The sequence below is a fragment of the Nonomuraea sp. NEAU-A123 genome (assembly GCF_018603905.1).
Taxonomy (GTDB): Bacteria; Actinomycetota; Actinomycetes; order Streptosporangiales; family Streptosporangiaceae; genus Nonomuraea.
Map to the genome: position 1 here is coordinate 332,948 of NZ_JAHFZZ010000003.1, position 25,814 is coordinate 358,761.

Below are 25,814 nucleotides of genomic sequence, written 5' to 3' on the forward strand. Positions count from 1 at the left end.
AGACATGTGAGCAACGGGCTGCTGGACGCGCCGCCGTCCCCCCACGCGCCGCCACGCGGCCGCAAGCGCTGGCTGCGGTGGGTGATCGCGATCGGGGTGACGGTCGTGCTGCTGATCGCGGGCGTCACGGTAGGCGTCATCGTCAAGCTGACCGGCAACCTGAAGCACGACGACGTCACGGCCGAGGACCTCGGCGCGACCCGCCCGCCCAAGGTCGCGGGCACCGCGATGAACGTGCTGATCGTCGGCTCCGACCAGCGCGACGGCAAGAACGCCAAGTACGGCCGCCGCATCGCGGGCGAGCGCACCGACACGATCATGCTCGCCCACGTCTCGTCGAAGCGGGACAACGCGATGGTCGTCAGCTTCCCGCGCGACTCGCTGGTGCAGCTCCCCGCCTGCCGCGCCAAGACGGGCCTGACCGGCCAGCAGCCGCATCTGGGCATGATCAACGAGTCGTTCAACTCCGGCGGCATCGCCTGCACCTGGAAGACGATCGAGACGCTCACCCACATCCACATCGACCACTTCGTCAAGGTCGACTTCACCGGCTTCAAGAGCATGGTCGACGCGGTGGGCGGTGTGGAGATCTGCCTGCCCGAGGCGGTCGACGACAAGAAGGCGCTGCTCAAGCTGGCCGCCGGGCGGCAGACGGTCAACGGCGAGCAGGCGCTCGGCTACGTCCGTGCCCGTTACAGCCTGGGCGACGGCTCCGACATCGGGCGTATCCAGCGTCAGCAGATGTTCATCGCGTCGATGGTGAAGAAGGTCATGAGCGGGGAGACGCTCACCAACCCGGCCAAGCTCTTCGGATTCCTCGATGCCGGCACCAAGGCCGTCACCACCGACCCCGGCCTGACGCCCAGCGTCATGAAGGACCTGGCGGTCAGCCTGCAGGGCCTCAACGCGGGACAGATCCGCTTCATCACCACGCCGTGGCACTACTCGCTCACCCAGCCGGGGCGGGTGGAGTGGGTCCAGCCGCAGGCCGGGAAGCTGTTCCAGATCGTGTCCAAGGACGAGAGCGTGCAGGGCGTCAAGGGCGGGCAGACCAAGGTGTCCAGATCCAAGATGCAGATCGAGCTGCGCAACGGCACCTATCGCAGCGGTCTCGGCACGCAGGTGGCCGCCGCGCTGGAGCAGCGTGGGTATCACATCACCAAGATCGGCGACACGCCCCGCAAGCCGTACGCGAAGACGACCGTCTTCTACGGACCGAACGGCGAGACGGGCGTCCCGACCCTGACGAAGGACCTGCTCGTCTCCAAGACGAAGTTGGTCGCGGGAGCGCAGACCAGCCGGCTGGTGCTGGTGCTCGGCGACGACTGGAAGGGCACCAAGCCCCTCGCCACCAACGACACCGAGTCGCTGAAGGGCTTCGACGCCACTCACGACACGTGCGCGTCCTGATCAGGCTCGTCCTGATCAGGACGAGCCTGATCAGGCGATGAAGGCCGACAGCGCGGCCAGTGCCTCCACCACCTGGTGGGCGTCCGGGGTGCTCTCCGGGTCCAGCAGCCATTGGATCATCAGGCCGTCCGAGATCGCGATCAGCACCGAGATCAGGGCGTCCGGGGCGAACGGCAGTCGCACCCCCAGCTCCGCCGCCGCCCTGTTGATCATGTCGATGCCCGCCTGCCTGGCCCGGGCGTAGACGGCGGCCAGTTTCTCTCTCAGCAGGTCCTCGCGCAGGGCGGCCGGGTAGGCCTCCACCGCCAGGACCAGTTGCGGGCGCATTTCGGCGAAGACGTCGACCAGAGCCACCATGGCGCGTTCGAGCATCTCCCTCGGGCCGGCCATCGGACCGCCGAAGACCGACTCCTCCACGCGGACGATCCAGGCTTCGTAGGCGCTCACGATCGCCTCGTTGAGCAGGGCGTCCTTGCCGCCGAAGTGGTAGCCGATGGAGGCCAGGTTGGTCCCCGACGCGGCGACCAGGTCGCGGGCGGTCGTCCGGGCGTAGCCCTTTTCCTGCAGGCAGTTGACGGCTGCGGCCAGGAGTCTCTCCCGGTATCCACCGAGCTCTGTTCTCGACACGTGTTCTATGCTACTGATATATACGAGCGTATATGACGTACGTATATATACGGAGGTGGAAAGATGCTCCCCCCTGGACCGAAACTCCCCGCACTGCTCCAGACCGCCTGGCTCCTGACCGACCCGGTAGGCGCCTTCGAGAAGTGCCACCGCAAGTACGGGCCGATCTTCACGCTGCGCTTCTTCGGCTTCCCGCCCGAGGTCTACGTCACCACCCCCGAGCTGGCCGAGCAGGTCTACCAGCTCGACCAGGGCGGCGGACGGGCCGGCCGGGTCCGGCGCGACTTCCTCGAACCGATGGTCGGCGCGCACTCGCTGCTCACCCTGGACGACGAGCCGTGGTGGCGGCACCGCCGACTGCTCACCCCGCCGCTACGCGCCAAGCAGATCGCCGGGTACGAGGGCGAGATCGCCGCCATCGCCGCCGAGAAGATCGCGGCCTGGCCGCTCGGCACGCCGTTCGCGCTGCGCGACCGCATGCAGGAGATCACGCTGGAGGTCATCATCCGGCTGATCTTCGGCATCCGCGACGCCCAGCGGCTCGACCGGCTGCGCGTGCTGCTGCCGAAGCTGATCGAAGTAGGCGGCTCGGCGTCCTTGATGCTGCTGCCGCCACGGCTGCGCGAGGCCACGCGGCGGCTGCCGTTCACGCCGTACGGGCGGTTCCTGCGGTTACGCGCGGCGGTCGACGAGATCCTGTTCGACGAGATCGGCCGGCGACGCGCCGAGCCGGGCGGCACCGACGTGCTGGGCAGGCTGCTGGAGACCGAGCTCGGCGACCAGGAGGTGCGCGACGAGCTGATCACCCTGCTCATCGCCGGTCACGAGACGACGGCCACCGGGCTGGCGTGGGCGTTCGAACGACTGCTGCGCACCCCGGACATCCTCGACCGGCTGCCGCACGACGAGGAGTATCTCGACGCCGTGGTCAAGGAGGCGCTGCGCGTCAGGCCGGTCGTCTTCGAGGCGCCCCGGCTGGTCGACGCCCCGCTCCGGCTGGGCGACTATGAGGTGCCCGCCGGATGGTACGCGGCACCGCTCATCGCGCTCATCCACCAGGACCCGTCGATCTGGCCATCACCAGAGGAGTTCAGGCCCGAACGCTTCCTGGACGGCGCGGATGCCCATGGCAAGGCGTGGATGCCCTTCGGCGGCGGCCGACGCTTCTGCGTCGGGGCCCAGCTCGCCCTCCTGGAGATGCGCGTCATCCTCCGAGAGGTGCTGAACCGCCTGGAGCTCTCCGCACCGAATCCGGCGCCGGAGGCCAGGCGGCTCAAGCTCGTCACCCTTGCCCCTGCGAAGCTGACACGCGTCAGCGCGCGTGCTCGGACTCCTGCTCGGACGCCGTAGTCGGGTGCATCTCGTCACGCGGCGAGTCGGCGCCCAGCTCCTCGCGGAGCCGGTCGTAGTCGATGTTGTGATCGGTGTACTTAAGCTGGCGAGCGACCTTCGTCTGCTTCGCCTTGGCTCTTCCTCGGCCCATGGCTACTCCCTTAGTCCCCGCTGTCATCCTAGCCAACAACGTTACGACTTGAAGAATTATGCAAGTGCGCTGGATTAGTCTGGCAGTATGCACGTGGAGGTCAACCAGGCCAAGGCCGATTTCTTCCGAACACTCGGCCACCCCGCTCGCATCAGAGTGTTGGAGCTACTTCAGGAAGGCCCGCTTCCCGTCCGGGAACTCCTGGCCCAGATCGACATCGAGCCGTCCAGCCTCTCCCAGCAACTGGCGGTGCTACGAAGAGCCGGGATCGTGAGCGCCATCCGCGAGGGCAGCACCGTCGTCTACACGCTGGCCACTCCCGAGCTGGCCGACCTGCTCGGAGCCGCTCGCCGCATCCTGACTGACATGCTCGCCGACCAGGGCGAACTCCTCGCGGAACTACGCGCCGAGGTCCCCTGACCGAGGGGCGTCACCTGACGGCCGACGGTGGGGGCACTTCTACTTGTCGGCGGTGGCAGCGGCCTCGCGGCGGACGCGGGCCGCGATGACCTTGGGGTAGCGGGCGGTGAAGACGGCCGGGATGACGAACGAGAGCGCCTTGATGGCGATGACCACGGCGGTCGCGTGCGGCGCGGCGGACAGCACGAACGTCAGCGAGACGGCGGCGAGGGTGAACGCGATCGCCCAGGCGGTGGTGATGACCACGTTGACCCGGTAGAAGGCCGGGGTCTCCCAGACCTCCTTGGGCGCCATGGTCCGCGCGATGCCGAGCGTGAACGGCTTGCGGATGGCCAGCGAGCCCCAGGCGGTGCCCGCGAGCCAGACGTTGACCAGCGCCGGGCCGTACGGAGTGAGGAACGAGTGCGGATCGACCAGCGACAGCACCGTGAGGCAGGCGAAGAACACCGCGGCGCTCGACTCGATCACCATCTCGTCCCAGGCCCGCCCCGACCGGCGGTCCACGACGACGAGGACCAGCGCGATGACGAGACCGGTGATGGCGCCCCAGCGCCACTCGTCGCTGGTGGCGATGATCGCGTAGAGGATCCAGGGGGAGAATCCCAGCAGACCGCGCATCTTGAGCTCCTCATGACGTTCCTATGTAGACATGTCGAAGGTAGAAGCTGCGGCGTCGATATGTCAATATAGGAACATGAGTCTTCGACACGCCGTTCTCGGCCTGCTCTCCGAGGGACCGGCGAGCGGCTACGACCTGATGAAGATATTCGATGTCTCCCTCGCGAACGTCTGGCCGGCCACGCAGAGCCAGCTCTACGCCGAGCTCGGCAAGCTGGCCGACGCCGGGTTGGTGAGCGTGTCAGCCGAGGGACCGCGCGGCCGCAAGGAGTACGCGATCACCGACGCGGGCCTGGCCGAGCTACGCCATTGGATCACCGAGGTGGAGCCGGTCAGGGCCGCGCGCAGCGACATGCTCCTGCGCGTGTTCTTCCTGGCCCAGGTGGATCAGCGGCAGGCCAAGGAGTACCTGCGGCGGCAGGCCGAAATCATGGCCAAGCAACTGGAACACATCGAGAGCATCCGGGGCTTCGTGGAGAGCGGGCAGGACAACTTGTCGGTGTACGGGAGGATCGCGCTGGAGTACGGCCTGCGCCTGGCCACCACGCAGCGCCAGTGGGCCGAATGGGCGGAGGAGCAGATCCGTTAGGCTCGGCCCATGGTCTCCGAACTGTTCGATCCGAAGGCGTGGCAGGTGGTCGAGGGATTCGACTTCACCGACATCACTTATCACCGGGCGGTCGACCAGGGCACCGTGCGGATCGCCTTCAACCGCCCAGAGGTGCGCAACGCGTTCCGGCCGCAGACGGTCGACGAGCTCTACCGCGCGCTCGACCACGCCAGGCAGACCACGGACGTGGGGTGCGTGCTGCTCACCGGCAACGGCCCCTCGCCCAAGGATGGCGGCTGGGCCTTCTGCTCGGGCGGCGACCAGCGGATCAGGGGCAAGGACGGCTACCAGTACGCCGACGGCTCGGCGTCCACCGGCCGGCTGCACATCCTGGAGGTGCAGCGGCTGATCCGCTTCATGCCCAAGATCGTCATCTGCGTGGTGCCCGGCTGGGCCGCGGGCGGCGGTCACAGCCTGCACGTCGTGTCGGACCTCACGCTGGCCAGCGAGGAGCACGCCCGCTTCAAGCAGACGGACGCCGACGTGGCCAGCTTCGACGGCGGCTTCGGGTCGGCGTACCTGGCCCGGCAGGTCGGGCAGAAGTTCGCCCGCGAGATCTTCTTCCTCGGCGATACGTATTCCGCGGCCGACGCGCATCGGATGGGGATGGTGAACGCCGTCGTACCCCATGCGGCGCTGGAGGAGACGGCGCTGGAGTGGAGCCGCAAGATCAACGGCAAGTCGCCTACGGCTCAGCGGATGTTGAAATATGCCTTCAACATGATCGATGACGGGCTGGTGGGGCAGCAGGTGTTCGCGGGCGAGGCGACGCGGCTGGCATACATGACGGACGAGGCCGCAGAGGGGCGCGACTCGTTCCTGGAGAAGCGCTCTCCCGACTGGTCACCGTTTCCCTGGCACTACTGATCCGCTTGCCGCCGCTCTGGGGACCCATGCCGTGATTCACCGACCGATGGCGCGGAAATCCGTCCCCGATTATCTAGAGTTGCGGCGTGAGCGGAGATTTAGTCCCACAGCCGCCAGAGTCGCGGATGTCCGACGCGGATCGCGAGCGAGTCGCGGGCAGGCTGCGTACGGCGGTCAGCGAGGGGCGGCTGACGATGGAGGAGTTCGAGCAGCGGCTGAGCGGGGTGCTCGGCGCCCGGACGTTCGGCGAGGCTGAGCCGTTCGTCGCCGACCTGCCGGGGAGCCGGGTGGCGGCATCGGCACCGGAGAGCGGCGAACTGCGCTCCACGGCGGCTGCTCTCAAGCGGCGCGGCCAATGGGTGGTGCCCCGGCTCCTGCGGGTGTCGGCCAAGGCCGGGGCGGTGAAGCTGGACTTCACCGATGCCGTCATGGCCCATCAGGTCGTGGAGATCGAGCTGGACGTGTGGGCGGGCTCCACCACGCTCATACTGCCGCCCGGCGCCACCGTGGACATCGACAACGTCGAGCTGATCGCGAGCCCCTCCAAGGTGCAGGGTGTCCCCAGCTCGCCGATCGCGGGATATGGGCGACATTTCGTGGTCCGCGGCAAGCAGCGAGCCGGTCGGCTGCTCGTCCGGCACCAGCACCGCTTCTGGCGCTGGCGGTGGTGAGCATTCCGGTCTCTTTACTGCCTATCTCCACCCAATCGTGACCATGGGCTGCAATTCTGGTACGTCATTTGACTCGGCCATGGGATGGGGATGAGACAGTTGCCGGCATCCAGGGTGTGGCGCCGCTTCGTCAGGCACGCGTCCGCTCTCTGGCTCGTCGGCGCGGTGATCGCGTTAGCCCTGCCGTCTCCCGCCCAAGCCCTGGCCGACAAGACCCTCACTCTGGCCTACACCTGTACAGGCGGCCCGTTCACCGACACGTCGCTCAGCGTCCCGCTCACCCTGCCCGATACGGCGACCGGCACGTTCGACGTCAAGTGGCGAATTCCCGCCCTCACCCTGCGCACGCCGCCGAACACCACCACCCAGGTCCACGTCGCCGGGAAACTCGCGGTGACCGGCGGGACGCACACGGATCTCGAAAAGACAGGGGCGAGCGTCACCACCGGATCCACGTCCGTACTGGCCGGACAGGTGACGAGCACGGTGTCGGTCACCGCCACCACGGGTGACGAGGTGACGGTCAAGGGGGCCACCGACCAGGGCAGCCTGAAGCTGAGCCTGGCCAGCGCGCCGTCGGACGTGACCTCGTGCACGACGACCAGCACGACGAGCGTGGTGGTCACGGTCGGGCAAGGCACCGGGACCGACACCGGAACTGGCGACTTGGTCACCTACTCGTGCAAGACCGGCACGGAAGCCACCCCCCAGACCGTCAAGATCCGGGTCACGCTCACGATGCCGACGAGCGCCCCCAAGACCGGCGAACAGTTCTCCATCGGCTGGGCGGGCACCTATGAGACAGGTTCCGAACTCGAGGCCCCGTCCACCGGGCTCCCCGCGGGCAGCAAGCTGTACGCCTACGCCTCGATCTCCGGCCTCTCCCAACTGACCTCCGCCACCGGAGTAGGCGAACTGGGAACCGTCACCGCAGGCGGCCCCATCACGCTGCCCACCAGCGTCGATATGAAGACAACGTCCAAGAATTCCGGCTCGGCGACGGTGAAGCCGGCGGCCATCAACATCGGCACCTCACCGACCGTCCCCACCATCGAGTGTGAGGTCCAGAGCGCCTCCGCCCTGAAGACGTACCCGCTCACCATCGGCGCAGGCAGCAAGGCTTCCTCCACTCCTGATCCCGAAGAGACCCCGAGCTCGACTCCCAAGGCCAAGACCTCCTCCAAGACCTCGAAAACCCCGAAGGCGGGAGCCGACACGGGCGCGGGCGGCGACGCCGGTCCGGACGGACGCATGTTCGTGCTGACGGGCACCGCCCTGATGGCAGCGGCCGGCATCGGCGGCCTGCTCATGCGCCGCCGCTCCGCGGCCAAGCCCTGAACAAGGGACCGAAACAGCAGCCGTGATCGCGATTCTGTCGGCCACCGCTGTTATGAATGACGCCATTATCCGATCTTCGTACGGAGGCAGGGTTTTCAATGGCGTTGGTGATGTTTCGCGATGAGGTGGCCCGATACAACGCTGCCCCCTCCCACCATTTTCGCGGCCTGATCGCCCATCCCGTCGTCTCTTTCGTCAAGCTCGTCCCGCTGGTCGGCGGCTGACATGGGCGTTCTCGACGGCCTTCCGCCCGAGGTCCGGCACGTGCTCGACGAACTCGATCCGGCCACCCTGGAGCGGTTCCGGCAGTTCGACGAGACCTTGCAGGGCGGCGGTCATCCCTACCGCTATCCCGACGACTCCCGGCTGACGTCCCTGGCCGTCGATGAGGCCGGGTGGCGGGCCATGGCACTGTGGACCCAGCTCGCCCTGCGCACCACTGACGGCAGCATGCCCTCGTTCGCGGTGCTCGAGTCACTGACCCGCCGCAAGATCGGCTGGACCGCCCGCGAACGCGAGCTGCTGTGGCGGACCACCCTCGCCGCGCCGGAACCCGGCTACCTGCTCCAGCTCCCCATCTCCGCGATCAAGGGCCTGACCGCGGCTGAGCTCGGACTGCTGCTGCCTCAGCTCCGCCAGGCCCATCGGGAGCTGGACCAGGTGCCCTTCGCCCACCTCTGGCCGGCAAAACGCACCCTGGACATCCTCATGTCCGAGCACCCGACCGGCGAGCCAGGCGAAGCCATCCGCGCCCTGGTGCCCGAGTGCGACGGCTTCGCCGCCCTGGTGCGCGGGGAGTACATCGAGCGGCTCGAGGTCCCCGAGGTGCTCCCGATCCTGAGGCATTGGGTCACCGCCACCTCGCCCGATCCCGGGCCGAAGTGGACTGCGAAAGCACGCGAGCTGCTCACGCCCGAGGCCGTCGCGCTGTCCCGGGAGATCCTCGGCCGCATCCCGGCTTACCGCGAGAGTCTCTGGAACACCGCCTACCGGGACGAGATCACCTATCTCCAGCAGCGCACCGCAGAGCTTGTGCGCGGGATGATCTGGACCTGCGAGCTCATCGACGAACCCTGGGTGGCCGGATTACTGGGCGACGTGGCCGTGGCCACCGGCACCGGGATGGGCGGGTCCGGCCCGAACTCACGCAGCGAGCGGGTGGCCAACGCCGCACTCGGAGCCCTGTCCAGGCGCGGCGGGCTGGAGGTGGTGCCCCAGCTGGCCAGGGTCCAGGCCAAGGTGCGCAAGAAGAGCATCCTGGCCAAGGTCACCCGAATGCTGGACGCGGTAGCCGTACGTACGGGACTGTCTCCGGAACAACTGCTGGAACGTACTGTCCCCACCTTCGGCCTGAGCCCGGACGGCACCCGCTCCGAGCAGGGGGTCACCCTCTCAGTCAACGGCACGATCACCTTCAACGGCCGCAAGACCATCCCCAAGAGCGTCGACCGCGGACTGCTGGCCGAGTTCAAGGCCACGGCCAAGGAGCTGAAGAAGGCGATGCCGGCCGAACGATTCCGCGTCGAGCGCGCCCTGGCGTCCGAGCGGCTCTGGCGCTGGCACGAGGTGTGCGAGTTCTACCTGGACCACCCGGTCACCGGCTTCTTCGCCCGCACCCTGATCTGGGAGATCCTCCAGGGTCCGGCCGGGCTTCCCGTCCGCGTCGACGGCGCCTGGGAGCTGACCGACCCGGCCGGACGTCGCATCCAGCCCCGCCCCGACACTCCTGTCCTGCTGTGGCACCCCATCTCACACACGGCGGACGAGGTTCGGGCTTGGCGCGACCACCTGATGGCGATCGGTCTGCGCCAGCCGTACAAGCAGGCGTTCCGCGAGCTCTACCTGCTCACCCCCGCCGAGGAGGAGACGCGCGACCATTCGCGCCGTTTCTCCAACCACCTGCTCCGGTACGGCCAGGCCAAGGCGCTGCTCACCAGCCGCGGCTGGACCGGCATGACCCTGGGCCACTGGGACGGCGCGGGAGGATCCGGATGGTGCACCGCCACCAAGGAACTGCCCGGCGGCCTGACCGCCGCCTGGGACTTCCACCTGGACGAGCACTCCTACGAACGCGACGACTACGGCACCGCCTCCATCTGCGTCAGCGGCGATCTCCGCTTCACCTCCGAGGGCGAGACAGTCCTGCTGGCCGAGGTGCCGCCGCTCATCCTGTCGGAAGCGCTGCGCGACGCCGACCTGGCCGTCGGCGTCACCTCCACCGGGCTGGACCCCAACGGAACCGGCGACTACTGGCAGTCCTACAGTTTCGGCGATCTGACCGAGTCCGCCCAGGTCCGCCGGGACGCCCTGACGCGGCTGCTGCCCCGCCTGACCATCGCCGACCACTGCACGCTGGAAGAGCGGTTCCTGCGTGTCCGCGGTGACCTGCGCACATACCGGATCCACCTCGGCTCGGGCAACATCCTCATGGAACCCAACGACGCCTATCTGTGCATCGTCCCCCGCGGCTCCGGCGACCAGGTCTTCCTGCCCTTCGAGGAGGATGGCGGCATGCTGTCGATCATCCTGTCCAAGGCCTTCCTCCTGGCCGCCGACACCACCATCACCGACCCATCCATCACCCGCCAGATCCACCTCTGACAGGGACCCTCGGCATGCACCTCTCCCCTCCAGCGCAGCGCCTGTCCGATCTGCTCACCGGGGCCGCGAATGACCCCACGTACTGGCCCAACGCCTCCCAACTGAGCGTCGGGCTGGGCTCGCCGGTCTCGACATCGGCGCGATACGCGATCGACGAGCAGACCAGGCAGCGGCTGACCGAGCCGGCCCGCGAGCTGGTCGGATTCCTGTTGCGGGCCGAGAGACGACCGAGCGGCTCCTTCTCCATGCTGGTGGCGGCAGGGCTCGCGGGTTTGGACGCAGAGGTGAGCGCCCGGCTCGCCGAGGAGCTTGGGCCGATCGCGGTCGCTGAGATGGGCGTGCTGCTCGGGTGGGACGTGGAGCTGCGGGCGCTGTTCGCCGAGACGGTCAGGGCACTGCCCTATGGTGCCCCGCCGCTGCCCGGCGTGACCGAATGGCGCAGCGGCCTGCCCGGCTACCTGAACTTCGCCCGGACGGCTTTGGAGGCGGCCGAGGCCCGCGTCGCGGCGATCCACGCCGGCGAGATTCCCTACAAAGCGGAGAAGGCGTTCGATGACGGGGAAAAGGCGACCATCGGCCGGGCCGTACGGTTAGCGCTCTTCCGGGATGAGCCCTGGCTGCCCGAGCTGTTGGACAGGCTACTGCGCGGGATCGCGGTGGCACCCACCCAGGCCAAGACCCTGCCCTCCCAAGGGCTGCTGTTCGAGATCGCCCGCGCGGTGGAGGATCACCCGATCCCCGAGGCGATCTCCGCGCTGCGGGCCGCCCGCCAGACCACCCGGCACGCCGGGGTGCCCAAGCAACTGGACCGCATGTTCAAGCGCATCGAGGCCGCCCTGGTCAACCGGCTGGAGGTGGCGTTCCGGCTGCCCGACGGGCGGGTACGGCAGGCCGTCGGCGCGCACACGGCGGTGATCTCAACCGACGGCGAGGTCGAGCTGTCGTGGTGGCACGGGGACAAGAAGCTGAAAGCGGTCCCAGCAGCGGCCAGGCGGGAGCACCCCGAGGAGGTCAAACGGCTGCGCGAACTGGCCAAGCAGACCCTGCAGCAGCAGGCCACCTTGGTCAGGGCACTGGAAGCCGGATACACCAGCGAGATGGCTCCGCCGTACCGGCAGTTGGCGGGTCGCCCGGTCACCGATCGGCTGATCTGGGAGTTCGAGGTCTCGCCCGGCGTGTGGCGCAGCGAGCTGGGCTTGACCGTGCCGGACGTGCCGGTGCGGCTGTGGCATCCGGCCCGCGCGTCTCTGGAGGAGGTGCGCGCCTGGCGGGAGGTGGTGCAGGGCAAAGAGCTGCGCCAGCCGTACAAGCAGGCCTTCCGCGAGATCTACCTGCTCACCCCCGCCGAGGAGGCGACCGGGACCTACTCCAACCGGTTCGCCGGGCACGTGGTGGACTACCGCAGACTTCGTGCGCTGTTCAAGCAGCGCGGCTGGCAGTCCAACTTCCTGGGGCCGTGGGACGGCGGCGGCGACGGGGAGGCCCAGCGGCTGCTGGCCGGCGGACGGTGGCGGGCGACGCTGGATCACGGTCTGTACGACGAGGGCTACGCGGTCACCGACCAGCTCCGCTTCCATCGGCTGGCCGAGGGCGGGTGGCACCAAGCGCCGTTGACGGAGGTCCCGGCGCTGGTGTTCAGCGAGGCGATGCGGGACGTGGACCTGTTCGTTGCCGTCACCTCGATCACGACCGATCCCCAGTGGGCCGACAGCGGGCCGGACCGGTTGCAGGACTACTGGCGGACCGGCTCGTTCGCGGCGCTGCCCCCTTCCGCCGAGGTGCGCCGGGACGTGCTGTCTCGGTTGATCGGGCGAACGGCCATCGCCGACCGGTGCGCCATGACCGACCGCTTCCTGGTGGTCCAGGGTGACCTGCGCACCTACAAGATCCACCTGGGGTCGGCGAACATCCTGATGGAGCCCAACGACGCCTACCTGTGCATCGTCTCCGCGGTCGACCCCCACGCGGGGCTGTTCCTCCCTTTCGAGGAGGACGGCCGGTTGGCACTCATCCTCAGCAAGGCTTTCCTGTTGGCGAACGACACCGCCATCACCGACCCCTCGATCACCCACCAGATCCGGCTGTGATGTGTGTCATGTCGCCACATCTTGACCTCAAGTGCTCATGAGGTTCAACGATGATCCTCATGGCGACCATGCTGCGCGGCCGCATCGCCCAAGACCAAGAGGCGAACGCCGGCACGTCTTCAGCCGCCGCGGCCGCCTCACCCGGACGATCGACCCCCGTCTGTTGCTGATAGACGCCCGGGAGCCTGGGAACGTCGGCGGCTCACCCCCGTGCCCTGCCCCGGACCAGATGATGGGTGGTTTCCCGCTGGGCTCTGATGGAGTGCTCGGCGTCAAAGCCAGTTGACCGGGACGTCCGGGCAGAGCCGCTGGTAGGGGCTCGCGTCGCGGGTGATGATGCGCCAGTCGGTGGCGTTGCCTACGTCGGTGCGGCGGTGTGATGCGGCGAGTGCGGTGTGAGCGGCGGGCAGTGAGGCGACGTCGTGTTCTGCCGCCAGCGAGCCGACGGTGACGGCGTCATCGGTGTCGAGTGAGTCGACGTGGTGGGCGATCATGTACAGCAGGCCCTGCAGGCGTTCGCGGGCGGGTTCGGTGCGGACCTGGCGGGCGGCCTCGGCGGCGACGATCGTGGGGATGACGATGGGGTATCCACGGCGGACGGCTTCGCCGATGATCACTTCGATCTCGATGTCTTTGGCGAGCCAGTCGGTGAGGGCGGCGTGGTCGAGGACCAGGCCGGTGTCCAGGAAGCGCACGGCTATCGGTGGCTCTCCTCGATACGGTCGAACATGGCGCGGACGCGGGTGAGCGTGTCCATGGGGGCGTCGTTGAGGTCATAGCCGACGAGCTCGCGCCAGGCCGCCATTCTGCGATCACGGTCGAGTTTCTCGGCGACGGCCTCGTCTATGTAGGTGGAGACGGTGACGCCGTGGGCGGCTGCGGCTTGCTTGAGTTGCCTGCCGACGTCCTCGGTGTGGGAGAAGCTGGTTCGCTTGTCCTTCGTCTGCATACGATTGAGTGTAACAACTGCATACGTTGCCGGGGAATGGGTGTGCCTGCGGCAGACTGTGTGGGTGGAGATCGTTGTGCCTGACGCTTTGACCGAGTTTCACGTGAAGCACGATGGAGAGGCCGGGCGTGCCTGGTCGGCGGGGTTGCCCGCGCTGGCGGAGCGGTATCTCGAGCGATGGGAGCTGCGTCTCGATGGCGGGCCCGCGCACGGGATGGTGTCGCTGGTGCTGCCCGTGGTGCGGGCCGATGGCACGCGGGCGGCGCTCAAGTTGCAGCCCGTGAGCCACGAGAACGCCGGCGAGGGGCCGGGCCTGCGGGCCTGGGCGGGTGGCGGGTCGGTGTTGCTGCTCGACGAGGACCCTGCCACCGGCACTCTGCTGCTCGAACGGCTCGACGCCGGGCGCCCGTTGTCGTCCGAACCCGATGTCATGAAGGCGCTCGGGATCCTCACCGAGTTGCTCCGGCGGCTGGTGGCGCTGCCCGCTCCCGAGGGGATGCGGCGGCTGGGGGATATCGCGGGTGACATGCTCGGCGGGGTTCCCGATGCGGTGGCGGCCTTGCGCAGGGAGCGGGATCGGGACTGGTTACGGGTCTGCGCGGGGGCGGTGCGCGAGCTCGTGGATGAGCCGGGCGATCGGTTGCTGCACTGGGACCTGCACTACGACAACGTACTGGCCGGGGAACGCGAGCCGTGGCTGGCCATCGATCCCAAGCCGCTCGCCGGGGACCCCGGGTTCGACCTGTTGCCCGCGCTGCACAACCGGTGGGAGGAGGCCGTGGCGACGGGGGATGTGCGGCGGGCGGTGTTGCGGCGGTTCGACTTCATGGTGGATGGGCTCGGGCTGGAGCGGCAGCGGGCTGCGGGGTGGACGCTCGGCCGGGTGCTGCAGAATTCACTCTGGGACGTGGCACGGGGCGAGCGGGAGCTCCACGAGATCCAACTCGCCGTGGCCGAGGCGGTCCACCACCGCCTGTAGGACAAATCACCGGGGTCAGATGAGGAGGGCGAGCTTGCCGCGACCGTGGCCCGTCTCGATCTCGCGGTGCGCGTCCGCCGCCTCCTCCAGCCGGTACGTCCGGCGGATCAAGAACTTCAGCTCCCCCTTCGCATAAAGCGCCGCATACCGGCCAAGACGCTCAGCCGTACGGACACCCCGCGTGGTCATGACCCCCAGCCCGGCCGCCTTGCCATGCTCGACCAGCGTGACAACGCGGCCAGGGTCCGAAACCAGCTCCAGCGAGACGTCCAGCGCCGCGCCGCCCGCTCCGTCGAGAGCCATGTCCACCCCGCCCGGCGCGAGCGCTCGTACCCGGGCGGCGAGACCCTCCCCGTACACGACCGGGATCGCGCCGAGGTCGCGCAGGTAGGCGTGGTTCTCCTCGCGAGCGGTCCCGATCACCGTGGCGCCCCTGCCAACGGCGATCTGGACGGCGACCCCGCCGACCGCTCCGGCCGCGCCGTGGATGAGGAGCGTGTCACCGGCGGCCGGGTTCAGCTGGTCGATGGCGATCTCGGCGGTCTGCACCGCGGCGGTCAGCGCACCCGCCACCTCCCAGGGAACACCCGGCGGCTTGGGCGTCACGTCGGTGGCGGGGACCACGATGTACTCGGCGTAGCTGTTCAGCAGGGAGAATCCGAGCACCTCCTCCCCCACACCCAGAGTCACGTCCGGACCCACCTGGTCGACCACGCCCGCGAACTCGTTGCCGGGGACCCGCGGCAACGGGTCCGTCAAACCGGGCGGCGTCCACCCGGCACGTACCGCGGCGTCGAAGGGCTGAACCCCGGCGGCCTTGATCCGCACCCGAACCTGTCCCGGCCCTGCCTCCGGCAGGGGTCGGGACATCCGGCGAAGCACCTCAGGTCCCCCGAACTCGGCAAACGCCGCCGCTTTCATGAAATTTCCGCTGGTCATACCGCCGACCCTGCATCCCCGACCGCACTTGAGGTCAAGCCAGATCGCAGTTCGGGAACTTTCAGCTTTAGTCCGGCTTTATCTGTATATAGTCCGACGGGGGCACAGCAGGGGGCGGGGTAACCGGGGTCTGATGACCGAGTTCTTACATGTCGCGTTGAGCTTCCCGACAGTGGTATTCACCTTCCTTCTCGTCGTGGTCGCCGGCTACTGGTTCATTGTCATATCCGGTCTTTTCGACTTCGAAGACGGCGAGGCGCCCTGGCTGGGGCTGGGCGGAGTGCCCGCCGGGATCGCGCTGTCGCTGCTGATCGCACTGGCCTGGCTGCTCACCCTGATCGGCAGCCAGGTGGCGCACGGGGGCGCGCTGCTGGCCGTACCCATCCTTGCCCTGCTCGGGGCCTGGTTGGGCATGCGGGGTCTGCTCATTCCGCTGCGCCGGCTGTTCCCCGACGCGCGGCGCCCGTCACGCGGTGACTTCGTCGGCCGGATGTGCGTGATCCGGACCGGCCACGCAGGCGCCGACTTCGGCCAGGCCGAAGTCACCGCGTCCGACGGCTCCTCTGCGGTCGTCCAGGTCAGGACAACCGGCCAGGATCGGCTCGCGCGCGGCGACAACGCGCTCATCTTCGAATACGACGCCAACGGCGAATTCTTCTGGGTCATGCCTTACGAAAGCGAGCACTGATGGACGTCATCTCCACTGGATTCGGCTTATTCCTGGCCGTCGTGCTGGTCATCGTGATCGGCCTGCTTGCCGTCATCAGCCGCCTTTTCCGGAAGGTCGAGCAGGGCAAGGCGCTGATCATCTCGAAGGTCAACAAGGTCGACGTGACGTTCACCGGGGCCACGGTGCTCCCCGTCTTTCACAAGGCCGAGATCATGGACATCTCGGTGAAGACCATCGAGATCGAGCGGACCGGTCGCGAGGGGCTGATCTGCCAGGACAACATCAGGGCCGACATCAAGATCACATTCTTCGTACGCGTCAACAAGACGGCCGAGGACGTCATCAAGGTCGCCCAGGCCATCGGCACCGTACGGGCCAGCGACGAGTCGACGTTGCAGGAGCTGTTCAGCGCGAAGTTCTCCGAGGCGCTCAAGACCGCCGGCAAGCAGCTCGACTTCGTGGATCTGTACACCAAGCGTGATGAGTTCCGCGACCAGATCGTCCGGCTCATCGGCACCGACCTCAACGGCTACAGCCTGGAGGACGCGGCCATCGACTACCTGGAGCAGACCTCGCTGACCGCGCTGGACAAGAGCAACATCCTCGACGCCCAGGGCATCCGCAAGATCACCGAACTGACCGCGATCGAGCACGTACGGACCAACGAGTTCCAGCGCAGCGAAGAGAAGGAGATCACCCGCCAGAACGTGGACGCCCGCGAGGCGATCCTTGAGCTGCAGCGCCGGCAGGCCGACGCCGAGATCAAGCAGCATCGGGAGATCGAGACCATGAAGGCCCGCGAGGAGGCGGAGATCGCCCGGGTGGCGGCCGAGGAGCGGCTGAAGTCGCAGTCCGCCAACATCAAGACCGACGAGCAGCTCGGCGTCCAGCACGAGAACCGGGCCCGCGAGGTCGCCGTCGCGGAGAAGAACCGCGAGCGGGTGATCGCGATCGAGACCGAGCGGATCGAGAAGGACCGCATGCTGGAGGTCATCGCCCGCGAGCGGGAGACCGAGCTGTCGCGTATCTCCAAGGACAAAGAGGTCGAGACCGAGAAGCGGTTGATCGCCGAGGTGGTGCGCGAGCGGATCGCCGTCGACAAGACGGTGGCCGAGCAGGAGGAGAGCATCAAGCGGCTGCGCGTGGTCGAGGAGGCCGAGCGCACCCGCCAGGTCGTGATCATCGCCGCCGAGGCCGAGGCGCAGGAGAACCTGGTCAAGGACATCAAGGCGGCCGAGGCCGCCGAGACCGCGTCGAAGTTCAAGGCCCGTGAGGAGCTGACGCTCGCCGAGTCCAGGCAGCAGGCCGCCGAGCTGGACACCCGGGCCAAGATCAGGCTGGCCGAAGGCGTGCAGGCCGAGTCGGCGGCTGCCGGGCTGGCCGAGGTCCAGGTCAGGGAGCGCGACGCGGAGGCGATCGAGAAGGTCGGCCGCGCGGAGGCGGTGGCCCTGGCCGAGAAGCTGCGGGCCGAGGCGGAGGGCGCCAGGTCCATGGCCACGGTCGAGGGCGACCGGCTCAAGGCGCGGGCCGAAGGCGAGCAGGCGATGGCCCTGGCCGCCGCGACGGCGGTGGGCGAGAAGCTCAAGGCCGAGGCCGAGGGTCTGACCGAGAAGGCGGCCGCGATGGCCGCGCTCGACGACGCGAGCCGGGCGCACGAGGAGTACCGCCTGCGGCTGGAGGCCGACACGGAGGTACGCCTCAAGCAGATCGACGTCACCCGGCAGGTGGCGGAGTCGCAGGCCAGTGTGCTGGCCGCCGGCCTGGCCAAGGCGAACATCGACATCGTCGGCGGCGACACGATGTTCTTCGACAAGGTGGTGGGCTCGATCACCGCGGGCAAGGTGGTGGACGGGTTCGTGGAGCACTCGCAGGTCGCGGGCTCGCTGGCGGCGCCGTACCTCAACGGGTCGGCCAGTCTCGCGGGTGACCTCAGCGCGCTGGTCGGCGGGGTGAGCACCGAGGACCTGAAGAACCTGACCGTGTCGGCGCTGCTGATGCGGCTCATCCAGAACGGCGGGCCCGACTCGGTCCCGTTGAGCGAGCTCCTGGAGACGGCCCGCCGCCTGGGCGTGGCCGACTCCCCGGTGGCCGCGCTCACCGCCGCGAAGGTCTGATCGCGCGTGACCGACGACGTACAGCGCCAGGGCTCCCGTACGGCGGAGCCCGGCGCGGCCGCCCCGAGCGGGCTGGCGGCCGGGACCTACGAGGTGCTCAAGTCCCGGTTGGAAGCCCAGGCCAAGGCCCTGGCCAGAGCGGCCGAGGCGGTCAACGCCGAGCGCCTGACCGTCTTCGGCGGCACGGAGCTCCGCCTGCTCGGCACCGAACGCATCCGCACGGACAACAACTGCGTCCCCCGGGACATCGTCTCGCTGGGCGGCGTCATGCTGTTCGGCTACAACGTGTTCATCGGGCTGAAACCCGAGACCACGGTCGCCGACGTCTTCTCCGTGCACCGCTTCACCAGGGACGGCGACGCCTTCAGGTTCGACCCCGACCGGCTGCCGGCCCTCGACGATCCGGGGTTCCAGAAGGACTTCGCCGAGCTGTACCGCTACTACAAGGAGTCCAGGCTCCACCATCTGAGACGCGTCGAGGGCAAGCTGCTGGCCGTCTTCCAGACCGGCCCGGCCGACACGCGGGTCTTCAGATGGACGGTCGACCCCCAAGGAGTCACGAAATATCAGGACAACAGGGGTGAGCGGGACCACTCCTTCCCGCCCTCGCACGACTTCGTGTGGACTCCGGCCACCCGGGACGACCACGTGCTCGGCCGTCACCCGCACATCTCCATCCGCGACGAGGTGTTCGTCGAGACGGTCGGCGGCGACCTGACCATCAAGATCGAGAACAACACCGAGACCGGCGAGGGCATCTACGCCGAGCCCGTCACCGAACCCCTCCAGAGCCTGGCCGACGCCGACGTCGAGCATGCCGTCATCGGCCCGCTCATCCTGATCAGGATCCGCCCGTACAAGGAGACCGGCTGGCGCCACCTGGTCTTCAACATCCGTACCAAGGCCGTGACCAGGCTCGACGGCATCGGCCAGGCGTGTCAGCGGCTCCCGGAGGACCAGGGGCTGATCTTCCCCGGCGGCTACTACCTGGCCACCGGGGTCAGCAAGACGTTCGACACCGACGTCACGGACCTGGAGTTCGACCGCGTGGTCCGCTCCCCCAACGGCGAGGACGTCCTGTACGTCTTCCACGCCAGAGGCGACGGCCGCTCGCTGCTCCTGCCGTACAACGTCATCAGGAAGGAAGTGGCGAACCCCATCGTCTGCCACGGCTACTCCCTGTTCGACGACGGCACGATGGTGGTCTTCCGCGCCACCTCCGAGGAGCCGACGCGGGTCCACCCCATGCAGGTCTGGCAGACGCCGTACGTCTCCGACACCTACGCCGCCGCCCAGCCCACCGGCACTGGCCCGCTGGAGCGCATCGGCAACGCCGAGCTGGTGCGCGGCATCTCCGACTGCCTGTCGGTGGCCCGCATGATCGGCGAGATGGCGCCGTCGGCCGCCACGTTCGAGGCGCTGATCGCCGCCTGCACGCGGGCCTTCGACCACTACCACTGGCTCGGCGAGCAGGACCTGCGCGGCCCGCTCGCCGACGTACGGGCCACCGCCGAGCAGGTGCTCGACGAGTACGAGCACGTGGAGGCGCTCACCCGCCAGGCCGCCCGCACCCTGGCCGAGGCCACGGAGGAGACCACCCGGCTCGTACGGCACGCGCGCGGCGACACCCCCGCCACCGCCGACGCCTGGGTGACGCTGCTGGCCACGTTGCGCCGGGCCCAGGGCCGCCTGGTGACGCTGCGCGAGGTCCGCTACCTGGACCTCGCCCGGCTCGACACGCTGGCCGGATCGCTGGCCGAGGAGCTGGTCTCCGTCGGACAGCGGGCCGTGGCGTTCCTCCAGGGGGCCGACGCGTTCACCGGCTACCACGAGGCGGTGGAGGCGCTGGCCGCCGAGGCCGCCGCGATCACCACCGTGGCCGAGGCCGAGCCTGTCACAGAACGCCTGGCCACCCAGTCGGAGGGGCTGGAGGTCGTCACCGAGGTCGTGGGCTCGCTCGAGATCGCCGACCCCACCGTACGCACCTCCATCCTGGAACGCATCGCCGAGGTGCTCGGCGGGGTGAACCGGGCGCGGGCCGTACTGGAAGGCCGCCGGCGCGAGCTGCTCGGGGCCGAGGGACGGGCGGCGTTCGCGGCCGAGTTCGCGCTGCTCGGGCAGGCCATCACCGGCGCGCTGGCGGTGGCGGACACGCCGCAGCGGTGCGACGAGCAGCTCGGGAAGCTGATGCTGCGGCTGGAGGCGCTGGAGACGCGCTTCGGCGAGTTCGACGACTTCGCCGCCCGGCTCGCGGGCAAGCGGGACGACGTCTACGAGGCGTTCTCGGCCCGCAAGCAGACGCAGCTCGACGAGCTCGCCCGCCGGGCCGACCGGATCTTCGCCTCGGCCGAGCGCATCCTGGGCAGCGTCACCAGACGGCTGCCGTCGCTGGGCTCGCTCGACGAGGTCAACACCTTCTTCGCCACCGACCCGATGGTGGCCAAGCTCCGCTCGGTCTCCGTCGAGCTGCGCGGGCTCGGCGACGCCGTACGGGCCGAGGAGCTGGACGGCAGGATCAAGGCCGCGCAGCAGGAGGCGGGCCGGGCCCTGCGCGACCGCCTCGACCTGTTCTCGGACGGCGGCGAGACGCTGCGCCTGGGCCGGCACCGGTTCGCGGTCAACACCCAGCCCATCGACCTCACGCTGGTGCCGCACGACGGCGCCATGCACTTCGCCATCACCGGCACCGACTACCGGTCCCCCGCCCCTACCTCGTTCGCCGATACCCAGCCGTTCTGGGACCAACTGCTCGCCTCCGAGACGCCGGAGGTCTACCGCGCCGAACATCTGGCCGCCTCGCTGCTCGACGTGGCGGTGCCGGGCGGGCCACTCCAAGATCTCGTACGGCAGGCCGCCGAAGAGCGCTACGACGAGGGCTACGAGCGCGGCGTCCACGACCACGACGCGACCGCCATTCTCGACACGCTGCTCCGGCTCCGGGAGGGAGCGGGGCTGCTGCGGTATCCGCCGGATGCCCGGGCGGCGGCGCAGTTGTACTGGGCGTTCGGGGCGGACGAGGTTTCACGTAAAACATTCGCCACACGGGCCGTATCCCTGGTGCGCGCCCGCTCGGTCTTCGGCCCCACACCGGAGATCGCCGCTCTGGCAACGGAACTGGGCGCACAAATCGCCGCATTCCACACCGGGCCCGGCGAGACGGCCGCGCTCGCCGGGGAGTACCTCGTCGAGGAGCTCGCCGCCAAACCCGCCGGCTTCGTGACCAGCGCGGCGGCCCGTACCCTCCTCCAAGGCTTCCACCAGGCGCTCGGCCCGGCCAAGTCACGCGAGTTCGAGGAGGATCTCAAGGCCGTGGCGCTGCCTGATCGGCTGGAGCTGGCCCGGGCCTGGATCGGCGCCTTCGGCAAGGGCCCCGAGGTGCCCGAGTCCATCGCCGTACTGCTCTGCGACCTGCCCCGGCACGACTCCAGCGCCGCGCTCACCGCCACCGTGGAAGGTCTGCTCGGCACCCACCCGCGCGTCGCCGACCGCAAACTGGAACTGCGCCTGGACGAGACCCTGGCCAGGACCCGCCGCTTCCGTACCGAACGCGTCCCCGCCTACCGCGCCTACCAGAAGCGGCGCACCGAGCTGGTGGCCACCGAGCGGGCCCGGCTGCGGCTGGAGGAGTACCAGCCCAAGGTCATGAGCGCGTTCGTCCGCAACAGGCTGCTCGACGAGGTGTACCTGCCGCTGATCGGCGACAACCTGGCCAAGCAGCTCGGCGCCGCCGGAGCGGACAAGCGGACCGACCAGATGGGCCTGCTGCTGCTCATCTCGCCCCCCGGCTACGGCAAGACGACGCTGATGGAGTACGTCGCCAGCCGCCTCGGCCTGGTCTTCGTCAAGGTGAACGGCCCGGCGCTCGGCCACGCCGTCACCTCGCTCGACCCGGCGGAGGCGCCCGACGCGACGGCCAGGCAGGAGGTCGAGAAGATCTCCTTCGCCCTGGAGACCGGCAACAACACGCTGCTGTACCTGGACGACATCCAGCACACCTCGCCCGAGTTGCTGCAGAAGTTCATCTCGCTGTGCGACGCCCAGCGCCGCATCGAGGGCGTGTGGGACGGCCGGACCCGTACGTACGACCTGCGCGGCAAGCGGTTCGCGGTGTGCATGGCGGGCAACCCGTACACCGAGTCGGGCCGGCGCTTCCGCATCCCCGACATGCTGGCCAACCGAGCCGACGTGTGGAACCTCGGCGACGTGCTGTCGGGCAAGGAAGAGCTGTTCGCGCTGAGCTACATCGACAACGCGCTCACCTCCAACCCGGTGCTGGCGCCGCTCTCCGCCCGTGACCGGGCCGACGTCGAGCTGCTGGTACGCCTGGCCCGCGGTGACCAGACGGCCCGGCCGGACCAGCTCCGGCACCCGTACGCCAAGACCGAGCTGGACCAGATCCTCAGCGTGCTGCGCAAGCTGGTGCGGGTGCAGGAGGTCGTGCTGGCCAACAACCAGGCCTACATCGCCTCGGCCGGGCAGTCCGACGCCGCCCGCACCGAGCCGCCGTTCCGCCTGCAGGGCTCGTACCGGAACATGAACAAGCTGGCCGAACGGATCGTGCCCGCCATGAACGACGCCGAGCTGGAGGCGGTCATCGACGACCACTACCTCGGCGAGGCCCAGACCCTGACCAGCGACGCGGAGGCCAACCTGCTCAAGCTCGCCGAGCTCCGCGGCCGCCTCACTCCCGCTCAGGCGGCCCGCTGGCGTGACATCAAGGCGGCCTACCTGCGCGCCGAAGCGCTCGGCGGCGCCGAGGACGACCCGATGACCAGGGCCGTGGGCGCCATCGGCCTGCTCGCGGACCGGGTGGGCGAGGTCGGCACGGCCATCAGGGAGAACGCGGCGGACTGACGCGTCACTGCGACGAGGTCAGCTGCGTCGTACAGGTTCGCTGGATGGCCGTGGCCCGGTCGAGAAAGTCGAGGATCAGCTCCAGTTGCTCGTCCGAGTAGCTGGAGTACAGCTCGGACAGCCCGGCCACGAACGGCGCGAAGAGCTCGGCGCCCCCGGCCAGTTGCTCGTGGTTGACCTCGACGATCACCCGCCGCCGGTCCTTGGGGTCGCGGGTGCGGCGCACCAGCCACTTGCTCTCCAGCCGATCGATGAGCCCGCTCACCGAGGCGGGCGCCAGGCCGGTGTGCTTCGAGAGCTCGCCCGCGGTCAGCGGGCCCAGCCGTTGGAGCAGGTCAAGGGCCTTCTCCTCGGTCATTCCCACCCCCAGCCGCTCGCCGATGGCGGTGTGGAACATCACGGCGGCGTTGCTGTTGTCCCGCCCGGCCACGAACAGGGCTTCGAGCAATTTCTTTCGGTGCTCCGAAATATCTCTGGACATGGCCCTCCTTCCCGGCATATATTTCGTTCGACCGAACGAAAGGTTATCACCATGAAGGCTCTGATCATAGGTTGCGGCATCGGTGGCCCGGCAACCGCGATGGCCCTGCGCGAGGCCGGCATCGACGCCGCGATCTTCGAGGCGTACCAGGATAAGGCGGAAGGCGTCGGCTCGTTCCTCAACGTCGCCTCGAACGGCTTGGACGCCCTGCGGGTGCTGGGCGCGCACCGCCAGGTGATGGCGGCCGGCATCCCCACCCCGCACATGGTCATGTGGAGCGGCTCCGGCAAGCGCCTCGGCGAGGTGGCCAACGGCCTGGCCCTCGACGACGGCACGGTGAGCCACACGATCCTGCGCTCCGACCTCTACCGCATCGTCCGCGACGAGGCCGCCTCCCGCGGCATCCCGATCTCGTACGGCAAGCGCCTGGTCTCCTTCGACGACACGGGCGACCAGGTGACGGCCCGTTTCGAGGATGGCACGGAGGAGACGGGCGACGTGCTGATCGCCGCCGACGGCGTGCACTCGCGCACCCGCGCCCAGCTCGACCCCGGCGCGCCCGCGCCCCGCTACAGCGGCCTGTACAGCTTCGGCGGGATCGTCCGCGACAGCGACTTCACGGGCGAGCCGGGGGTCTACAACATGGTGTTCGGCAAGCGCGCGTTCTTCGGTTACACCGTGGCCGCCTCCGGGGAGACCTGGTGGTTCGCCAACCTGCCGCGCGAACTCGGGGACGTACCACCGGACTGGAAGCCGCTGCTGGTCGAGGCGTTCAAGGACGACGCGAACTTCTCCGCCGAGCTGGTCAGCCGCTCCAAGGTGGACCTGGCGCTGCCGGTCTACGACCTGCCGCCGCTGCGGACCTGGCACAAGGGGCGGGTGGTGCTCACCGGCGACGCCGCGCACGCCACCTCTCCGAGCTCGGGGCAGGGCGCCTCACAGGCCATCGAGGACGCGATCGTGCTGGCCAGGTGCCTGCGGGACGCGGCGGACCACCGGGAGGCGTTCGAGCGATTCGAGGCCGAGCGGCGTGAGCGCGCTGAGCGGGTCGTCGCCTACTCGCGGACGATCAGCAACAGCAAGGCCGCGGGGCCCGTCGGCCGGGTGTTCCGCGACCTGATGATGCCGTTCTTCCTCAAGAAGACGGCCAGCCAGGAGTCACTGTCCTGGATGTACCGCCACCACGTCAGCCTGTGAGACGGCCTCCGGGCTCGCGGGGAGCAGCGGCAGGCGCACGTCCGGGGTCGGGATGAGGCCCCGGGCGTGCAGGACCCCCTTGATCACGGTCGGGTTCGGCTCGGCGAACAGCGCGGCCGACAGCCGGGCGAGCCGGTGACCCAGCGCCCTGCCCCTGGCCACGTCACCCGCCTGCCACGCCGCGACCAGCTCGGCGAACCGGTCGGTGGCCAGATGCGCCGAGGCCAGGATGCCGCCCGAGGCGCCCAGCGCCAGCAGCGGCGAGATGAACAGGTCGTCGCCGCCCAGCACCTCGAACCCCTCAGGCAGGTCCCCGAGCAGGTCCACGGCGTCCTGGTCGATCCCGCCCGCCGCGTACTTCACCCCGGCGATCATCGGGTGCCCGCCCAGGTGACGCAGGGTCGCCGCGCTCACGGCCTGCCCGGTCCGGTAGGGAATGTGATAGATCACCAGCGGCACCGGCGTCTCCTCCGCCAGCGCCTCGAAGTGCGCGACGACACCGCGCTCCGAGGGCCGCAGAAAGTACGGCACGGTCACCAGCGCGGCGGAGACCCCCGCGGGCAGGTCCTGCAACGCCGCGGCCGTCGAGCGCGTGTCGTTGCCGGAGATGCCGACGGTCAGCGGCACCTCGCGTTCCGCGCAGACCCGGACGCAGACCTCGATCACCCGCGCCCGCTCGGCGGGCGTCAGCGCCGCGACCTCTCCGGTCGTGCCCAGCGCGACCAGTCCGGCGGCGCCCTGGTCGAGAACGTGGCGGGCGAGCTTGTCGATCGCCTCGACGGCCACCTCGTCCGTCTCGGTGAACGGCGTGACCAGTGGCACATGAAGTCCTGTCAGCATGCTTCAGCATGACGCGGAACAATACGTTAGGTCCAGCGCGGATTTCTGCTGTTGAGCTT

At 69.0% G+C, this 25,814-nt stretch carries 23 protein-coding genes; 15 read left to right on the plus strand and 8 right to left on the minus strand.

Translation table 11 applies throughout. From position 1 onward, the window contains the following. The first annotated feature begins 6 nt into the window (after positions 1-6). Complete coding sequence (locus KLK06_RS09760; protein ID WP_214635026.1) at positions 7-1,410, plus strand: LCP family protein; 1,404 nt, start codon at positions 7-9, stop codon at positions 1,408-1,410. A gap of 30 nt (positions 1,411-1,440) precedes the next feature. Here KLK06_RS09760 and KLK06_RS09765 read toward each other — a convergent pair whose 3' ends face one another. Next, a complete protein-coding gene (locus KLK06_RS09765; protein ID WP_214635027.1) occupies positions 1,441-2,037 on the minus strand; it encodes a TetR/AcrR family transcriptional regulator in 597 nt (198 codons plus the stop codon). Positions 2,038-2,100: 63 nt separating this feature from the next. On the opposite strand from KLK06_RS09765, the gene KLK06_RS09770 reads away from it, so the two are divergent. Next, positions 2,101-3,387: a cytochrome P450 gene (locus tag KLK06_RS09770; protein WP_214635028.1), complete on the plus strand. Its 1,287-nt coding sequence runs from the start codon at positions 2,101-2,103 to the stop codon at positions 3,385-3,387. Here the strand turns inward: KLK06_RS09770 and KLK06_RS09775 are convergent. After that, complete coding sequence (locus KLK06_RS09775; protein ID WP_214635029.1) at positions 3,350-3,520, minus strand: DUF3073 domain-containing protein; 171 nt, start codon at positions 3,518-3,520, stop codon at positions 3,350-3,352. The genes KLK06_RS09770 and KLK06_RS09775 overlap by 38 nt on opposite strands. Positions 3,521-3,607: 87 nt before the next feature. Here KLK06_RS09775 and KLK06_RS09780 point away from each other — a divergent pair, with 87 nt between their 5' ends. Further along, the gene (locus KLK06_RS09780) at positions 3,608-3,940 is read left to right on the plus strand and encodes a helix-turn-helix transcriptional regulator (RefSeq protein ID WP_214635030.1); all 333 of its coding nucleotides are present in this window, start codon (positions 3,608-3,610) and stop codon (positions 3,938-3,940) included. 39 nt (positions 3,941-3,979) lie between these two features. On the opposite strand, the gene KLK06_RS09785 is transcribed toward KLK06_RS09780, so the two are convergent. Next, complete coding sequence (locus KLK06_RS09785) at positions 3,980-4,558, minus strand: hypothetical protein (RefSeq protein WP_214635031.1); 579 nt, start codon at positions 4,556-4,558, stop codon at positions 3,980-3,982. 76 nt (positions 4,559-4,634) lie between these two features. Here KLK06_RS09785 and KLK06_RS09790 point away from each other — a divergent pair, with 76 nt between their 5' ends. From KLK06_RS09790 to KLK06_RS09815, 7 genes are all read left to right on the plus strand, one after another. Next, positions 4,635-5,147, plus strand: coding sequence for a PadR family transcriptional regulator (locus tag KLK06_RS09790; protein ID WP_214635032.1), 513 nt, complete (start codon positions 4,635-4,637; stop codon positions 5,145-5,147). A 9-nt stretch (positions 5,148-5,156) separates the two neighbouring features. Further along, on the plus strand, positions 5,157-6,035 hold the full coding sequence (locus tag KLK06_RS09795; protein WP_214635033.1) for a 1,4-dihydroxy-2-naphthoyl-CoA synthase: 879 nt from the start codon (positions 5,157-5,159) through the stop codon (positions 6,033-6,035). A gap of 86 nt (positions 6,036-6,121) precedes the next feature. Further along, positions 6,122-6,706 (plus strand): DUF1707 domain-containing protein, encoded by a 585-nt coding sequence (locus tag KLK06_RS09800; RefSeq protein ID WP_214635034.1) that lies wholly within the window; start codon positions 6,122-6,124, stop codon positions 6,704-6,706. Positions 6,707-6,796: 90 nt separating this feature from the next. Then, complete coding sequence (locus tag KLK06_RS09805; protein WP_214635035.1) at positions 6,797-8,044, plus strand: hypothetical protein; 1,248 nt, start codon at positions 6,797-6,799, stop codon at positions 8,042-8,044. 98 nt (positions 8,045-8,142) lie between these two features. Then, positions 8,143-8,268: a hypothetical protein gene (locus tag KLK06_RS61365; protein WP_284734944.1), complete on the plus strand. Its 126-nt coding sequence runs from the start codon at positions 8,143-8,145 to the stop codon at positions 8,266-8,268. 1 nt (position 8,269) lies between these two features. Beyond that, positions 8,270-10,645, plus strand: coding sequence for a DUF4132 domain-containing protein (locus KLK06_RS09810; RefSeq protein WP_214635036.1), 2,376 nt, complete (start codon positions 8,270-8,272; stop codon positions 10,643-10,645). Between the two features lie 14 nt (positions 10,646-10,659). After that, on the plus strand, positions 10,660-12,732 hold the full coding sequence (locus KLK06_RS09815; protein WP_214635037.1) for a DUF4132 domain-containing protein: 2,073 nt from the start codon (positions 10,660-10,662) through the stop codon (positions 12,730-12,732). Between the two features lie 272 nt (positions 12,733-13,004). On the opposite strand, the gene KLK06_RS09820 is transcribed toward KLK06_RS09815, so the two are convergent. Both KLK06_RS09820 and KLK06_RS09825 read right to left on the minus strand, forming a co-directional pair. Continuing rightward, complete coding sequence (locus tag KLK06_RS09820; RefSeq protein ID WP_214635038.1) at positions 13,005-13,427, minus strand: hypothetical protein; 423 nt, start codon at positions 13,425-13,427, stop codon at positions 13,005-13,007. A gap of 2 nt (positions 13,428-13,429) precedes the next feature. Next, positions 13,430-13,681: a hypothetical protein gene (locus KLK06_RS09825; RefSeq protein ID WP_214635039.1), complete on the minus strand. Its 252-nt coding sequence runs from the start codon at positions 13,679-13,681 to the stop codon at positions 13,430-13,432. A 58-nt stretch (positions 13,682-13,739) separates the two neighbouring features. Here KLK06_RS09825 and KLK06_RS09830 point away from each other — a divergent pair, with 58 nt between their 5' ends. Next, complete coding sequence (locus KLK06_RS09830; RefSeq protein ID WP_374197107.1) at positions 13,740-14,660, plus strand: aminoglycoside phosphotransferase family protein; 921 nt, start codon at positions 13,740-13,742, stop codon at positions 14,658-14,660. Between the two features lie 15 nt (positions 14,661-14,675). Here KLK06_RS09830 and KLK06_RS09835 read toward each other — a convergent pair whose 3' ends face one another. Then, positions 14,676-15,530, minus strand: coding sequence for an NADP-dependent oxidoreductase (locus KLK06_RS09835; RefSeq protein WP_308168185.1), 855 nt, complete (start codon positions 15,528-15,530; stop codon positions 14,676-14,678). A gap of 202 nt (positions 15,531-15,732) precedes the next feature. Between KLK06_RS09835 and KLK06_RS09840 the strand changes: the two genes are divergently transcribed. From KLK06_RS09840 to KLK06_RS09850, 3 genes are read left to right on the plus strand one after another with little or no spacing between them, the layout of a single operon-like run. After that, positions 15,733-16,287 (plus strand): YqiJ family protein, encoded by a 555-nt coding sequence (locus KLK06_RS09840; protein WP_214635040.1) that lies wholly within the window; start codon positions 15,733-15,735, stop codon positions 16,285-16,287. Beyond that, the gene (locus KLK06_RS09845) at positions 16,287-18,383 is read left to right on the plus strand and encodes a flotillin family protein (protein WP_214635041.1); all 2,097 of its coding nucleotides are present in this window, start codon (positions 16,287-16,289) and stop codon (positions 18,381-18,383) included. The genes KLK06_RS09840 and KLK06_RS09845 overlap by 1 nt, the downstream gene beginning before the upstream one ends. A 6-nt stretch (positions 18,384-18,389) precedes the next feature. After that, positions 18,390-23,237, plus strand: coding sequence for a DNA repair ATPase (locus tag KLK06_RS09850; RefSeq protein ID WP_214635042.1), 4,848 nt, complete (start codon positions 18,390-18,392; stop codon positions 23,235-23,237). 4 nt (positions 23,238-23,241) lie between these two features. Here KLK06_RS09850 and KLK06_RS09855 read toward each other — a convergent pair whose 3' ends face one another. Continuing rightward, the gene (locus KLK06_RS09855; protein ID WP_214635043.1) at positions 23,242-23,718 is read right to left on the minus strand and encodes a MarR family winged helix-turn-helix transcriptional regulator; all 477 of its coding nucleotides are present in this window, start codon (positions 23,716-23,718) and stop codon (positions 23,242-23,244) included. A gap of 51 nt (positions 23,719-23,769) precedes the next feature. Here KLK06_RS09855 and KLK06_RS09860 point away from each other — a divergent pair, with 51 nt between their 5' ends. After that, positions 23,770-24,915, plus strand: a complete 1,146-nt coding sequence (locus KLK06_RS09860) for an FAD-dependent monooxygenase (protein WP_214635044.1) — start codon at positions 23,770-23,772, stop codon at positions 24,913-24,915. Here KLK06_RS09860 and dapA read toward each other — a convergent pair. Then, positions 24,877-25,755, minus strand: a complete 879-nt coding sequence (gene dapA, locus KLK06_RS09865) for a 4-hydroxy-tetrahydrodipicolinate synthase (RefSeq protein ID WP_214635045.1) — start codon at positions 25,753-25,755, stop codon at positions 24,877-24,879. The genes KLK06_RS09860 and dapA overlap by 39 nt on opposite strands. Between the last annotated feature and the right edge of the window lie 59 nt (positions 25,756-25,814).